Source organism: Halocola ammonii (assembly GCF_049334165.1).
Classification (GTDB): domain Bacteria; phylum Bacteroidota; class Bacteroidia; order Flavobacteriales_D; family Sanyastnellaceae; genus JBEGHD01.
Genome location: NZ_JBEGHD010000020.1, coordinates 25,776 through 39,369, shown reverse-complemented (window position 1 = coordinate 39,369; position 13,594 = coordinate 25,776). Strand labels below are relative to the sequence as shown.

Below are 13,594 nucleotides of genomic sequence, written 5' to 3'. Positions count from 1 at the left end.
GAGATCTGAGAGAGAACTCAATCAAGGAATATATGTGATTAGAAATGCAGAATTCTACTGTGACTATGTGTTAAAACTGCGGTTTGAGTAGCCGTGTCCATTCACGGCCATTTGGATCCGTGAAAAATTCACTACTCCTTCTACTCTTCCTTCGCTTTCCACAATTCAAATGCCGCTTCCACCTTGGCATAGTAATCTTCACCGTATTTTCTAACCAGTGCGTCTTTGGCGAATTTGAAAACCCGCAAGTCAATCTTTGCTCCACACTCACGAGCGGGATCGCAAATCGGCCAGTGGTGGTAGTTCAACGCATCGAAGTCTTTCAGCTTAGTAACTCGAATGGGATACAAATGACACGAAAGTGGCTTTGCCCAGTTGGTCTTTTTATTCCGGTAGGCTTGTTCCAAAGCGCAGAGGGCAATTCCATTTTTGTCGAAATTGACATACGCACATTCCTTGCCTTCAACCAGCGGAGTCACGTAGTCGCCATCCTGATCAACCGTGAAAAACCCTTCTTTCTCGATGGCTTTTATTCCCTCTTCTCGCATGAATGGTTTCACGTCTTCGTAAACGTCCTCGAGCTTTTGCAACTCATCCTCTTCCAGTGGTGCTCCACTATCGCCTTCCACACAGCACGCGCCTTTGCAGGCTGTGATGTCGCACAAAAACTTCTTCTCAAAAACCTCTTCCGAGATCAGCGTGTTGTCGATTTGAATCATGCTGCAAAAGTAGAATTTTCAGTGCTTGGAATGGCAGATGGAAGAAGTCGAATTTTGTCAATGGCATTGAAGGTTCTCATGCTTCAACCGAAGCGTGCGAAGGTTGACGGAGAACGCAGAGGTCAAACACAGAGACCACGGAGCGGTTTCGTTTTGATTTCCGGCCTTTCGATACAATCCCGACTCTACGAGTTCGGGATCACTCAAGTGCCTTCAAAACTCTTCATAACAACGATTCTGGTCACTGAGTGATTCGGGCTACTGCACGAATTGTATCGAAGTGACATGTTTTGAAAACCGAATAAGAATGATAGAGTCCTCCCCCGCCTCGTTCCTCGGCACCCCCTCCAAAGGGGGATATAGCGTTGCCCAACTCCAACCGAGTAAAGGACAAAGTTTTCGGTGCTATGACATTTTTGCCAATGAGTTAAAGGTCGCTCGATAACTGTCCCCCTCTGGAGGGGGTGGCCACAGGCCGGGGGAGGACAATCAAAAATTAATCGTAGAAGTAACCTTAATAGCCAGATTGTTTTTGAATTCCGGGTAGGCATGAGCTCCGTGGCGGTAGTAGGCGCCAATTCCAAATCCGGACAGTCCTGAAATGTAGATACTGTTCAGCTCCAGACCCGACTCGAAGAAGCCTTTTTCATAATCTTTCGGCTGATACTCCAGATGCCTTTGGGTCGGTTCCAGACTCCCCATTCCAAGGCTATGCGTAACTGACACTTTTGGTGCTGATTTTTCCAACTGGTAGAGCGGAGTGGAAAACTGGTACCTCAAGTGAAAGTTGAAATACTCACGGGCCTGAAACTCGTTGGGTAACATCGTCTGAAAAGCCATTGGCGTAGAAAATCCAAACTCGCCTTGCCTAAAACTTCCCTTGGCGTTGTGCAAATAGCTCAGCGGCACTTCGCCCCAGGTTTTACCTCCTTCGAGCTGAAAACTCAATCTGCCCAAGGTTCCCGTTTTAAAAGTCTTTTCCACCATGGCGTTGAGTCGCGAGTATTCGAGCTCTCCCTCTGCAAAGCCATCAATTCCCTGGGCAAAGCGAACGTGAAGGACGGGATACTTTGTCCCCATCGAAATCCTGCGGTTCATCGTCTGCATGAATTTTTCCTTGAAGGCAAACCTCAAATTGACTCCCACTTCGGTAACTCTAAAATTGTCCTTGCGAAGCGTTACAAAATCATTTGCCGGCACGGCCCAGCTGTAGTCCCAGAGCACATCGCGCCACTGATGGCTACCAAACAAATTGAACCTGAGATAGCCAAAAGCCCTAGCTTCGGTTTCCACTTTCAGCTCCTCTACCCTGTCGAATCGGTTGGCGTAGAAAAGGTAGAAATCGGACTGATCGAGCAGCGATTTTTCTCGCAGGTAATTCACCCTGCCGCTTTCTTCGATGTCCTTTTTATAGGAGAAGCGCAAAAACGCATCGTGCATTTTGGAGAGTTCAATCCTTGTGTTACCACCGTACTTCCATTCCCTGTCTTTAAACCCGTAAGCTCCGTAGCCGCCAAAAGAAAAATACTCCGAGAGTTTCCAGTTGGTTTGTGCGCCAAGCCCTAGCCGAATCCCCTCGTAGTCATTGAATGCCAAAAGTTTGTTCAGGTCGATGTCAATAAACTTCACAGGAATCTTTCCACTCGCCAGTGCCGAAATAGCTTTCAGCTTGAGGTCAATATTTTCTGCCTTTCCGATGCTGTCGATAACACGGTAGGTTTCCATTTCCTGCATCGAGAGCGTATCTTTTCGATACTCATTCCAAAACTCCTCTGACCGGTCGGCCGACTTCTTGTCCATTTTCACTACCACATGATCGAATCCCCGCTTGTCGAATTCTTCACCAATCCGTATGTTTCGCAAATAAGTCCGGCTTACTCCCAGCCCGCTGTAGCTGCTACCGTCCTCTTCTGTAAACTGCATGAAATTCAACTCCAGAAAAGCATTGAGTTGTACGGGAAACCATTTCTTGTCATCCACAAATTCGTACTGCTGCTTGATTTTGAGGTTAGTTCCCGAAGACGATTCTTCGGCAGGTTCGGCAATCACGTTTTGCAGAGCGTAGCCATTGGTGTTAATGTAGAGTAGACCTTTCATTCCTTTAAAGGTCTTGTTTTTGAAAGGTCTGAAAGAAATCACAAAAACAGAATCGGTTTGCTGATAGGTGGTGTCCTCAATGATGAAGAGGTAGTTTTTGATGGAGTTGTTGGCCAGAGGCCCAAGGTAGTTCTCACCCAGCAGATTCACGTAATTTTCATAAAAAGAAAACGACTGAAGAGCCGTGGAGAAAAAACCAAACTGCGGTGTTTGAAGTCCGCTGATCCTGTTGGCGAGAATTGTTTCAGAGCTTTTGTCAGGCGGTATAAACTTTCGTTCAGTGACACTTTCGGTCATGAAGAGATGCTGTTTTTCAGAAAACTTTATGGCGTTTTGGGTAGAAGTGTCGAGCGTTTCAATCGTGTCCGGATTAGCCAAAATCGCTGAATCGATGTCGAGCGTGATGTAGAACTTGTTGTAGCTGTCGTAAGCAAAAGACTCTCCCTTTTCGGGATTGTTCTTTTCCTTGTTTTCAATTGCCTTTTTGATAATCCGATGGGCGGGATTTTCGCCAGGCAACACCTCTGCTGCCTGCAGTTGAACTACCTGTTGCTCCAGCTCAATTTCAATAAATTTTTGCGATTGATCCACCTCAACCTCTTCAGTGCGATAACCCACAAAAGAAAATCTCACCTTCGTAATCGGCCGGGTTGATTTGAGTTTGAAAGCTCCATCGATATCGGTGTAAGTACCCACCTGCTGCTCGTTGGCCACTACGCTCACAAACGCCAGAGGCTCGCCTGAGTTTGAGTCCACTACTTTTCCATTCAGCTCATGCTGGGCAAAAATGGCAATGTGGCTCATCAGGAGGAAAAAGATCAACGATAGTCTAAAGGGCATTTAGCAAAGGCGTTTTGAAAGTGACGTCTCAAAGATGCCAAAAGTTACAACGCTCGCGGAGCTATCTTTCATACTTTTGTTTCATGGGTTCAAAGTGGCGCGAAATGAGAGGATTTGCACGAAGGCTGACCGCCAGAAAAGTGGCGAATGGTTTGAAAATCCTGAGCTCCTACTACCTCTCTCGCATCACCGGGAAACCAAAGATTTGGGGAATGCCTGTAAGCCTTGCTCTGGAGCCTACTACGGCTTGCAACCTCGGCTGCCCGGAGTGTCCTTCGGGGTTGAAAAAATTTAGTCGCCCCACAGGAAATCTGCAGTGGGAAGTGTTTCAAAAAATTCTTGACGAAACTGCTCCATACCTCACCAACCTGACGTTCTACTTTCAGGGCGAGCCATTTATAAACCCGAAATTTTTGGAACTGGTAAAAACCGCAAGCGATAGAAATATTTTCACCACCACCTCTACCAACGCGCATTTTCTGCACGACAAGCTGGCCCAGAAGACGGTAGAATCGGGACTCGACCGGCTAATAGTTTCCATTGACGGCACCACGCAGGAAGTTTACGAGCAGTACCGCAAAAAGGGATCGCTCGAAAAGGTGCTCGAGGGGACCAAAAATGTGATCGAATGGAAAAAGAAACTGAAGTCAAAAACGCCCGAAGTGGTGTTTCAGTTTTTGGTAGTGAAGCCTAACGAACACCAGATTGAAGAAGTCAAACAGCTGGGCGAGGAAATGGGTGTGGATCAGGTGAAATTTAAAACAGCTCAGGTTTACAGCTACAAAAATGGCAATCCGCTCATTCCCGAAAATGAAAAATACAGCCGCTACAAAAAACTATCAGACGGAACCTACGGAATTAAAAACACGCTTGACAACCACTGCTGGCGGATGTGGCATTCGTGTGTAGTGACCTGGGATGGAAAGGTGGTTCCTTGCTGTTTCGACAAAGATGCGGAGCACGGACTGGGAACTGTTGCTCAAAAAGGTTTCACCGAGGTGTGGAATGGCGATGGCTACAATCAGTTCAGGCGGAAAATCATGAAATCGAGAGGTGAAGTCGACATCTGCCAAAACTGCACTGAGGGGACTAAGGTTTGGGCGTAAGCGGGAGGTCAAAAGCACCAAATTCCAAAAATCAAATTCCAAGTCGCTCGAGCTGCCGCCTAATCCTGTTCAACCGAAAATGGCAACAATCAAACCCTAAGAATCTAAAGGGAGAACCATAATGTCGTCCCTCTGGGACTGTCGATTCATTCTGAAATTACTCTGTGAGCTCTGTGAAACCTCCCTTACTCTGTGAGAAAAACGTAGCTGCACGCTTTGCGACTTACGCGCCTTTTGCGAGGAACATACCGTAGCAGGGTGTTCTGCTACTCAGCGCGGAATAGAACCACAATAGACACAGTAGAGAAATATTTCATCTCCTCACCAATACTCTCAACTGATTATAAGCTGAGCTCCAACCTCCATCTTCCCAAGGCACATAGGATTTTAGAGTTCTATGTGCCTTAGGTTTACCTATTGTGCCTACTTTGTTTATTTACCGTAGCTGCTCGCTTTGGCTTTACAAAACCGAGGATTGAAACATGAAGGCTCATTAAGAATTGAAGGAACATTGAGACCTCACTTAATGCACGCTTCATGAAAAACCTTAATTTCTTAATGTCAAATCACCGTAGCTGCGCGCTATTCGTAATTCCTAATTCGTCAATCGTAATTGCAACCATTCGTAATACCCCGAAAGAAACATGAGTTGCCATTCATTAATCTTTTAAACTTTTATCTTCGCTGCCCTCATGACAGAAGAATCGGAAATCTCCAAGAAACTTAACTGGAAGCGAATCATCGTTCCGGTTTTGCTGGGGTTGGCAGCAGCAACCTATTTGCTGGTTTCCAACCTCAACGAGACGAAGTTTGTCATTGCCGAAGATGGCCTCGGCCAATATGAATGGGTAGACGCTAATCAAAATGGCGTTGTGGACTCCAACGACCCTGAAGACTTTCAAAAATCTGAAGACGGAAAGTACCTCAAGCAAACAGCGAAAGATCTGCTGATGAAATTTCAGTGGACCTGGATGTCGACCGTCTGGCTGGCAGTAGCTTTGCTCATGGTGGCGCTCCGCGACCTGGGCTACATTTTTCGGCTGCGGCTGCTCACAGAAGGAAAAATTGGCTGGCGGGCAGGCTTCGATTCGATCATGCTCTGGGAGTTTTCATCTGCCCTTACTCCCTCTGTTGTGGGTGGCTCAGGCATCGCCATTTTTATTCTCAACAGAGAAGGCATAAACCTCGGAAAAAGCACGGCCACGGTTTTCATCACTTCCATGATGGACGAACTCTTCTACATCATCATGGTGCCCCTCGTCTTTCTCATTGTCGGCACTGACGCCCTCTTTCCAGAGGTTTGGGCCGGCTCCGATTTCCTCGGAACCAATTCTGTCCAAACACTCTTTTTCATCGGCTATGGATTCATCATGTTTCTCACACTGCTGATCACACTTTCAATCTTTAAATTCCCTCACCAGTTTAAGAGAATCCTGATGCGCATTTTCACCATGCGCTTGCTGAAAAGATGGCTTCGAAACGTGGTTAAGCTCGGTGACGAGATCATTGTTTCATCGGTCGAGTTTAAAGGAAAGCCACTGAAATTCTGGGTGAAGCCATTCGCTGCCACGCTGCTGAGCTGGACGGCACGGTTTTTCACTTTGAACTTCATCATGCTCTCGTTTGTCTATTCGATCGATCACTTGCTGGTTTATGGTCGCCAGCTCGTGATGTGGGTGATCATGCTCATCAGTCCAACACCGGGAAGTAGCGGTGTTGCCGAAATAGCGCTCGACAGCTTTTTCAAAGACATGATTCCCGTGGCGCTCATCCCGGTGATTGCCATCATTTGGCGATTGCTTACTTACTTCCCCTACTTGTTTGTGGGAGCTGTGATTTTGCCACGCTGGCTCAAGCGAACAGGCAGGCAAGGCAGAATCAGATCGTGGCGGAGGAAAGGCCGCCTGAAACTTTAATTCATTGGCAGTGCAAGCCATTTTGTTAACTTGCGCTGCTCGTTTTTAGAACTCAAAAATCAACCACTGAAATATGAAATTCGGTACAAAAGCAATCCATGCCGGTGTTGAGCCGGAAGAAGGAACTGGCGCCATCATGACGCCCATTTATCAAACGTCAACCTACGTTCAAGAAAGTGTTGGAAACCACAAAGGATACGAGTATTCCAGAACGGGTAACCCAACGAGAACAGCTTTGCAAGAAAGTTTGGCTGCGCTGGAAAACGGAAAACACGGAGCTGTGTTTGGCAGCGGACTTGGAGCGATTGACGCAGTTATGAAAATGTTCCGCCCCGGTGACGAAATCATCAGCGGTAACGACCTCTACGGTGGAACGTACCGAATTTTCAAAACCATCTTTGAGCCGTTTGGAATTAAATTTCACTTCACTGAAATGAACGACCCGAGCAAGGTTGAAAAGTTGGTGAATGAAAAGACAAAAATGATTTGGACGGAAACGCCAACCAACCCGATGATGAAAATCATCGACATTGAAGCAATGGCGAAAATTGCCAAAAAGCACAATGTACTCCTTGGTGTTGACAATACTTTTGCTACTCCTTACCTCCAGCAACCACTCGACCTGGGCGCTGATCTGGTGATGCACTCAGTGACAAAATACCTCGGTGGTCACAGCGATGTTGTAATGGGAGCAGTAATTACAAACAGCGATGAAATTCAAAGCGAAATGATGCGCATTGTAAACAGCTCTGGTGCTGTTGCCGGACCAATGGATTGCTTCCTCGTGCTTCGCGGTGTAAAAACACTTCACCTACGCATGAAAGCTCACTGCGAAAATGCAGCAGCCTGCGCTCAACACTTGAAAAATCATCCAAAAGTGGACAAAGTTTACTGGCCAGGATTTGTGGATCATCCGAACCACGATGTTGCCAAAAAGCAAATGAAAGACTTTGGTGGAATGATTTCGATTACTCTCAAAGACGATAGCCTGAAAGCCGCCATGGATTTGGTGACGAAATTCAAGGTCTTCACACTGGCTGAATCTCTCGGTGGAGTAGAATCATTGGTGAGTCATCCTGCAACCATGACACACGCTGCCATTCCTCAAGAGGAGCGAGTGAAAAGTGGTGTGAGCGATTCACTCATCCGTCTCAGTGTTGGTGTTGAAGATGTAGATGACCTTATTGCTGATCTCGATCAGGCACTTCAATAAAAAGAACCATGAAAGAAGAAAAGATTGCCGTTATAGGTGCCGGCCTGGTGGGAAGCCTCCAGGCCGTGTACCTGGCTAAAAAAGGTTTTCAGGTAGAACTGATAGAGCGCAGGCCCGACATGCGTAAGGCAGAACTTTCTGCCGGTAGATCAATCAACCTGGCACTTTCCGACCGGGGCTGGAAAGCACTCGAAGGCGTGGGTATCGACAAGGATATTCGCAAACTCGCCATCCCGATGAAGGGGCGAATGATGCACGACCTCAGCGGCAATCTTACCTTTCAACCTTACGGAAAAGAAGGCCAGGCGATCTACTCCGTTTCTCGTGGAGGACTCAACCAAAAGCTACTTGAACTGGCAGATGAGTTCGATAATGTGAACACGTCTTTCAATATGAAGTGTCTCGACCTCGATCTGAAGTCAAACACACTGACTTTTGAGAATGAAGAAACGGGAAAGGAAGAGCAACACTCTTTCGACCGAATTTTCGGAACTGACGGAGCTTTCTCGGCCATTAGGCAGCGAATGCAAAAAACCGATCGGTTCAACTTCTCGCAATTTTATCTGACGCACGGCTACAAGGAGTTGACCATCCCACCCACGGAAGACGGTAAGCATCGTATCGAAACCGAGGCGCTGCACATTTGGCCGCGCGGTGAGTTTATGCTCATTGCCTTGCCTAACCTGGACGGAAGTTTTACCTGCACGTTGTTTTTCCCTTTTGAAGGCGAAACTTCTTTCGAGTCGATTAAGACCGAAGCCGATGTAAAGAAGTTCTTTGCCGAAACGTTCCCCGATGCAATGGAACACATGCCTACGCTGGTTGAAGACTACTTCGAAAACCCGACTTCATCGCTGGTGACCATCCGTTGCAATCCGTGGTATCACGAAGACAAGGTGTTGCTCATGGGAGATGCTTCTCACGCCATTGTACCTTTTTACGGACAGGGAATGAACAGTGGATTTGAAGACTGCACGGTGTTCAACAACATTTTTGAAAGACACGATGGCGATTGGGAAGACACGTTCAAGAGATTTTCAGAAAAAAGAGTTCCAGAAACAAATGCGATCGCAGAGCTGGCTTTCCGCAACTTCATCGAGATGCGCGACAAAACAGCCGATGAGCAGTTTTTGCTCCAAAAGAAGATCGAACGCAGATTCTCTGAAAAGCACCCTGACAAGTGGCTTCCACTTTACAGCCAGGTTACTTTCAGCCACATCCCTTACGATGAAGCCCTCCGTGCCGGAGACCGCCAGGACGAGATCATGAAAGAAGTCATGGACCGCCCGGATATTGAGGAAGTTTGGGACAGTGAGGAAGTCGAAAAAGCAATTCTCGAGCGTATCGATTAATTGATACTGGAAGGTCCAGAAAACTAAACCGCTGATTTTACGTTTCAAATGGCATGAAACAGTTCATCACTTCGGTACTTTTCATCCTCATTGTGGGAGTTGTTCTTGCTCAATCGGGCAGGCAGTTTCGCCCGCTTTATCTTGTTAATGGCAACACCCACAAGAACAGTGGCTGGCACGTTTCAGGCGGAATCACATATTCTCCGTCATTTCCATTTTCAAAAAATTACAACAACACCGCCAACCCCGATACGTCTTTCAGTGGAGAACTTTCCAAAACAGGACGCATCGGGCTTTACCTGGAAGGAGGTCGCCAGCATGTTTTCGAAAACATGGCTTTTCTCGATTACATCGACTACGGCCTGGCTTTTAAAATGCTGCGAGGAAAAGAAGAGTTTACCGGTCAGGCGATGAATGCCGAGACCAACTCAATGCTCTACAACTTTGAGCAGGAGAGTACGTTTAGCGAGAGCTTTCTTTCTGTTTACGCCAATTTCAACGACATCTGGCAAATCGGTGACTACAAGTTTATCGTGAACAGCCTCGGTGTAAATGCCGACTACAGAATTCTGCAAAACAATACCGTTGAGGGAAATGCTCAGGGAATGCCAATGCGAACGGCAGACGCCTTTCAGGTGCAACTGCATTACAAGTTTGGCTTCGGTTTTAAGGTTGAAGACAATCTCTTGATCATTCCTTCTATCGAAACTCCGATCATGAATGTTCTGCCTTTTGAAAGTGGAGCTTCAACGCTGCCGTATTTCAACTCCAGATTTCGTCCATGGATTTTCAGCATTCGCTTTATGTGGATGAGCAAAATCCCACCGAGAGATTGTGTGGGAGCTCCTGACGGAAAACGCGGAGACCAGCTCTTCGATAAGAAGATGAGAAAACGCTACAGTCGCTAGGCGTCCTGACAAAGTTCAACCAAAACTCCGTTGGATGATTTTGGATGCAGAAACGCAATGATTTTGCCATCTGCTCCGGGCTTTGGCTTTTCGTGAATCATTCTGTATCCCTTCGCCATCAATCGATCGATCTCTGCCTGAATGTCGTCTACAGCAAAGGCAATGTGGTGCAATCCTTCGCCTCTTTTTTCAATAAACTTGGCAATGGCGCTGTCTTCGGAAGTGGCCTGGAGCAATTCGATTTTACTCTCTCCAGAGTGGAAAAACGAAGTGATAACAGATTCGCTTTCGACCTCTTCAGATTTGTAGGGCGCTTCGCCCAAAAGGTCTTCAAAAATTTGATTGGATGCTTCGAGGTCTTTTACTGCAATACCGAGGTGTTCGATTTTTTTCATACCGCAAAAATAGGGACAAGAAAAGAAATGTAGCAATTACCGCTTGGCAACCGTTTCGGCCAGCTGGCAACCAAAGTTGACGTAGTACTTTCCGCGAGGCACGTCTTTCACAAAGACCTCATCATCAAAACCGTACGTGATCAACTCACCGTACTCACTGTAAATTTCGAAGAAGGTCTTGCCTGAGAATTCGATTACGTCAACGACTCTTTTGCGCTTAATTTCTACCGGACTTGACTGCTGGCTGTTGACACTGACAACATCGAAGAAGTGTGTTCCGCGGTGATCCCTTTGCTTGAGTCTAACTTTGTTTTCTCCAAAATGCATGGGAACGGTAAAAGAGTATTTGTTTTTGCGACCATTGCCGGATCCTGGCACTTTTCCTACCACCACCCATTTGTTCCATCGAAACTGCTCGATGATGAATGGGATGTTTCCGGTCTCGTTTTCTGTTTCCCAGGTAAGCTTTCCTTCCGATCCCAGCCTGACATTCAACAGTTTAGTTTGGGCCCGTGGGAGAATAGCCTCCTCATTAATCACTTCAGCAGTGCACTCTGGTTTGCATCTTAACTCAACAACAACAGGCTCTCCGACTTCCAGACCAAATGCTTTGAAATCGATTGCAAATGCACTTGAGTTCACTTCGTCCGTGGTGATTTCGCCATTCACTCTTACCTCAAAGACGCTAAAGCCAACTCCACTTGAAGCAACAGGGTTTTTTACATAAAGAACTTCACCCTGATAGATCCCGCGAAAGACTGTAGATTCCGTCTGAGCTTGTGGTGCTGCAGCAGAGCAAACAAAAAGAAAAATCAGTAACCGTTTTATCATACTTCTTCTCCTTCAACAGGTTTTTGCCTGATTAACTCAATAGTGTTGACTGCTTCCATGAGCAATTCGATATCGCTTTTTGTGTACTCACCGATAGGATCTGTTCTCAAAAGGTAGCGTTCACCACCCAAAAGCAATGAAGCCGCAAAGTGAAAATAGTAGGCTTCTCCAGTAGGGAGCACAGCCTGGTAAAACAGTTGGTCTTCACCACACTCGAGAAACTTGTATGAAAAGAGTTGGTCGGAATTCAAGTCAGACTTCATCTGTCGAATAGTCAAATCGTCTTGCGATAGAGAAAAATGCATGCGTTCTCCCAGAATCACCTCAACCTGGCCAAAGCTACTGTTGTATTGAATTTCGGGCGCCTGATCCCCGATCATTTCCTCTGGAAGCTTCATCTTTAAGGGAAGACCGAAATCGGCAAACTCAAAGTGTTGTTTTGTTAGCGGGCCTTGCATGTTGTCTCCAAATTCTTCTCTGGCATCACTGGAACATCCTGTAAGAACAATGCAAATTGCTGCTGATATCGTTAGTATCCATTTCATAACCTGGCGTTTTTCACAGACTTAAATACGATAATGAGGTCAAATGGTTTGGCCGATCGAAATTCTATATTTGCAGCATGGACTTGAATCTAGAAGGAAAAACAGCAGTGGTGTGCGGAAGCACCCAGGGAATTGGATGGGCTACAGCTTGCGAGCTGGCCGAAATGGGAGCAACTATCTTACTGGTTGCCAGAAGTGAAGAGAAGCTCAAGCAGAAGGTTGAAGAGCTAAAGTCAATCAGTGCCAGAAGCCACGGTTATCTGGCTGCAGACTTCAACGAGCCAGACGTTTTGCGTCAAAAAATTAATGACTGGGCAAAAGAGAATACAGCCAACATTTTGGTAAACAACACCGGTGGACCTCCGGCCGGGCTAGCCATAGAAGCAGATGTTCAGGAGTATCTCACAGCATTCAGTCAGCACCTGATCTGCAATCAAATTCTCGCCACAGAACTAGTGGAAGGCATGAAAAAATCTGGCTATGGTAGAATTGTAAATGTGATTTCAACTTCCGTAAAACAGCCTTTGCCAAACCTCGGTGTTTCAAATACTGTTCGCGGAGCAGTTGCCAATTGGTCTAAGACCCTGGCTAACGAACTCGGGCAATTCAATATTACTGTCAACAACGTGCTCCCAGGAGCTACCGCCACTTCGAGATTGGACGGCATTGTGGCCAACAAGATGAAAAAGACCGGGAAATCTGAAGAAGAGGTAAGAAAACAAATGGCATCAGCCTCTCCGATGAAACGCGTTGCTCAACCCGAAGAAGTGGCCAATGCCATTTCGTTTTTGGCTTCGCCAGCTGCCAGCTACATCAACGGAATCAACATTCCAGTTGATGGTGGACGAACAGGCTGCCTATAGTTTTCTATCGCTGAGAAAATCGAATCGGAATTCTGAACACGACCCGAACCGGCTTGCCGTCTTTAGTAGTTCCAGGCTCGAGCTTTGGAAGCGACTGAATAACTCTGAGTGCTGCATTGTTTAGCTTTTCAGAATCAGACTCAATAACTTTAACGTCCTCCACATCACCTGTTTCACTTACTATAAAGGACACATAAACGGTGCCTCCTTCGCGAGGTGCCGAAGATGGGTAGATGGCGTTGCGCCCAATAAATTTCAGGATTTTACCTTCAGTGCATTCAAGCAAGTTGGCACTCCCCTGGCAAGATTTGTAGTGCGGCTTGTTGTAGACTTCAGCCGCTGTCATGGTGGTGGATTTGGTAATTGTGAAGCTTTCCTCTTCACAATCTAAACAATCGCCTTCGCCATCACCTATTGGGACATCAAGGAGGTCTAATTCAAGCGGCTTTTCATCTTTCTCGAGTTTTGAGTCTTTAATAATCTCTTCTACGAGATTGATGTTGGTCGCGGAAGGATTCGCTTTCGGTTGCTGAACCTTGGGCTTCTCGGGGATAAAAACTGGAGGTTGTTCTTCCAGTTCTATTGTTTCGAACTCATCCCAATGATGAGCAGTTAATTCGCTTCTATTGTAATTCGTCCATTCAAAAGCGGCCAGGCTAAGTGCCAGGGCGCTGATCAGACCGAGTTGAAAAAGCGTAAACCGCTTTCTCTCTAAATTGGATTTGTTGGATTTTACTTTTTTCATAGCTCTTGGGATTTTTATTTAACAATGCAGAAATCTTACCCACATTGCCTAAACCCTCATGAAA

Annotated in this window: 12 protein-coding genes; 6 read left to right on the top strand and 6 right to left on the bottom strand. The window is 46.5% G+C overall.

The annotated features are described in order from the left end of the window. Positions 1 to 140 precede the first annotated feature (140 nt). Together ABHV44_RS15700 and ABHV44_RS15695 are read right to left on the bottom strand one after the other, a co-directional pair. Positions 141 to 719: a DUF3109 family protein gene (locus ABHV44_RS15700; protein WP_459075669.1), complete on the bottom strand. Its 579-nt coding sequence runs from the start codon at positions 717 to 719 to the stop codon at positions 141 to 143. 489 nt (positions 720 to 1,208) lie between these two features. Next, positions 1,209 to 3,656: a DUF5686 and carboxypeptidase-like regulatory domain-containing protein gene (locus tag ABHV44_RS15695; RefSeq protein WP_459075668.1), complete on the bottom strand. Its 2,448-nt coding sequence runs from the start codon at positions 3,654 to 3,656 to the stop codon at positions 1,209 to 1,211. A 104-nt stretch (positions 3,657 to 3,760) separates the two neighbouring features. Between ABHV44_RS15695 and ABHV44_RS15690 the strand changes: the two genes are divergently transcribed. The 5 genes from ABHV44_RS15690 (at position 3,761) to ABHV44_RS15670 (ending at position 10,151) form a co-directional block, all read left to right on the top strand. Continuing rightward, the gene (locus ABHV44_RS15690; protein WP_459075667.1) at positions 3,761 to 4,762 is read left to right on the top strand and encodes a radical SAM/SPASM domain-containing protein; all 1,002 of its coding nucleotides are present in this window, start codon (positions 3,761 to 3,763) and stop codon (positions 4,760 to 4,762) included. 692 nt (positions 4,763 to 5,454) lie between these two features. Further along, positions 5,455 to 6,678: a lysylphosphatidylglycerol synthase transmembrane domain-containing protein gene (locus tag ABHV44_RS15685; RefSeq protein WP_459075666.1), complete on the top strand. Its 1,224-nt coding sequence runs from the start codon at positions 5,455 to 5,457 to the stop codon at positions 6,676 to 6,678. A 73-nt stretch (positions 6,679 to 6,751) separates the two neighbouring features. Continuing rightward, on the top strand, positions 6,752 to 7,891 hold the full coding sequence (locus ABHV44_RS15680; protein ID WP_459075665.1) for a cystathionine gamma-synthase: 1,140 nt from the start codon (positions 6,752 to 6,754) through the stop codon (positions 7,889 to 7,891). An 8-nt stretch (positions 7,892 to 7,899) separates the two neighbouring features. Continuing rightward, positions 7,900 to 9,243, top strand: a complete 1,344-nt coding sequence (locus ABHV44_RS15675; protein ID WP_459075664.1) for an FAD-dependent oxidoreductase — start codon at positions 7,900 to 7,902, stop codon at positions 9,241 to 9,243. A 53-nt stretch (positions 9,244 to 9,296) separates the two neighbouring features. After that, complete coding sequence (locus tag ABHV44_RS15670; RefSeq protein ID WP_459075663.1) at positions 9,297 to 10,151, top strand: hypothetical protein; 855 nt, start codon at positions 9,297 to 9,299, stop codon at positions 10,149 to 10,151. Here the strand turns inward: ABHV44_RS15670 and mce are convergent. Genes mce through ABHV44_RS15655 form a run of 3 tightly spaced genes read right to left on the bottom strand, consistent with a single transcriptional unit; the run spans position 10,148 to position 11,922 of the window. After that, positions 10,148 to 10,546 (bottom strand): methylmalonyl-CoA epimerase, encoded by a 399-nt coding sequence (gene mce / locus ABHV44_RS15665; protein WP_459075662.1) that lies wholly within the window; start codon positions 10,544 to 10,546, stop codon positions 10,148 to 10,150. The genes ABHV44_RS15670 and mce overlap by 4 nt on opposite strands. Before the next feature lie 36 nt (positions 10,547 to 10,582). Then, a complete protein-coding gene (locus tag ABHV44_RS15660) occupies positions 10,583 to 11,377 on the bottom strand; it encodes a hypothetical protein (protein WP_459075661.1) in 795 nt (264 codons plus the stop codon). Continuing rightward, a complete protein-coding gene (locus ABHV44_RS15655; protein WP_459075660.1) occupies positions 11,374 to 11,922 on the bottom strand; it encodes a hypothetical protein in 549 nt (182 codons plus the stop codon). The genes ABHV44_RS15660 and ABHV44_RS15655 overlap by 4 nt, the downstream gene beginning before the upstream one ends. Positions 11,923 to 11,999: 77 nt before the next feature. On the opposite strand from ABHV44_RS15655, the gene ABHV44_RS15650 reads away from it, so the two are divergent. Further along, positions 12,000 to 12,785, top strand: a complete 786-nt coding sequence (locus ABHV44_RS15650) for an SDR family oxidoreductase (protein ID WP_459075659.1) — start codon at positions 12,000 to 12,002, stop codon at positions 12,783 to 12,785. Between the two features lie 4 nt (positions 12,786 to 12,789). Here ABHV44_RS15650 and ABHV44_RS15645 read toward each other — a convergent pair whose 3' ends face one another. Continuing rightward, positions 12,790 to 13,530: an energy transducer TonB gene (locus ABHV44_RS15645; protein WP_459075658.1), complete on the bottom strand. Its 741-nt coding sequence runs from the start codon at positions 13,528 to 13,530 to the stop codon at positions 12,790 to 12,792. Positions 13,531 to 13,594: the final 64 nt, after the last annotated feature.

Excerpts from the sequence above, each read along its gene's own strand:
- ABHV44_RS15670 (WP_459075663.1), top strand. The coding sequence starts at position 9,297 with ATGAAACAGTTCATCACTTCGGTACTTTTCATCCTCATTGTGGGAGTT.
- ABHV44_RS15695 (WP_459075668.1), bottom strand. The coding sequence starts at position 3,656 with ATGCCCTTTAGACTATCGTTGATCTTTTTCCTCCTGATGAGCCACATT.
- ABHV44_RS15645 (WP_459075658.1), bottom strand. The coding sequence starts at position 13,530 with ATGAAAAAAGTAAAATCCAACAAATCCAATTTAGAGAGAAAGCGGTTT.
- ABHV44_RS15690 (WP_459075667.1), top strand. The coding sequence starts at position 3,761 with ATGAGAGGATTTGCACGAAGGCTGACCGCCAGAAAAGTGGCGAATGGT.
- ABHV44_RS15675 (WP_459075664.1), top strand. The coding sequence starts at position 7,900 with ATGAAAGAAGAAAAGATTGCCGTTATAGGTGCCGGCCTGGTGGGAAGC.
- ABHV44_RS15660 (WP_459075661.1), bottom strand. The coding sequence starts at position 11,377 with ATGATAAAACGGTTACTGATTTTTCTTTTTGTTTGCTCTGCTGCAGCA.
- mce (WP_459075662.1), bottom strand. The coding sequence starts at position 10,546 with ATGAAAAAAATCGAACACCTCGGTATTGCAGTAAAAGACCTCGAAGCA.
- ABHV44_RS15655 (WP_459075660.1), bottom strand. The coding sequence starts at position 11,922 with ATGAAATGGATACTAACGATATCAGCAGCAATTTGCATTGTTCTTACA.
- ABHV44_RS15700 (WP_459075669.1), bottom strand. The coding sequence starts at position 719 with ATGATTCAAATCGACAACACGCTGATCTCGGAAGAGGTTTTTGAGAAG.
- ABHV44_RS15650 (WP_459075659.1), top strand. The coding sequence starts at position 12,000 with ATGGACTTGAATCTAGAAGGAAAAACAGCAGTGGTGTGCGGAAGCACC.
- ABHV44_RS15680 (WP_459075665.1), top strand. The coding sequence starts at position 6,752 with ATGAAATTCGGTACAAAAGCAATCCATGCCGGTGTTGAGCCGGAAGAA.
- ABHV44_RS15685 (WP_459075666.1), top strand. The coding sequence starts at position 5,455 with ATGACAGAAGAATCGGAAATCTCCAAGAAACTTAACTGGAAGCGAATC.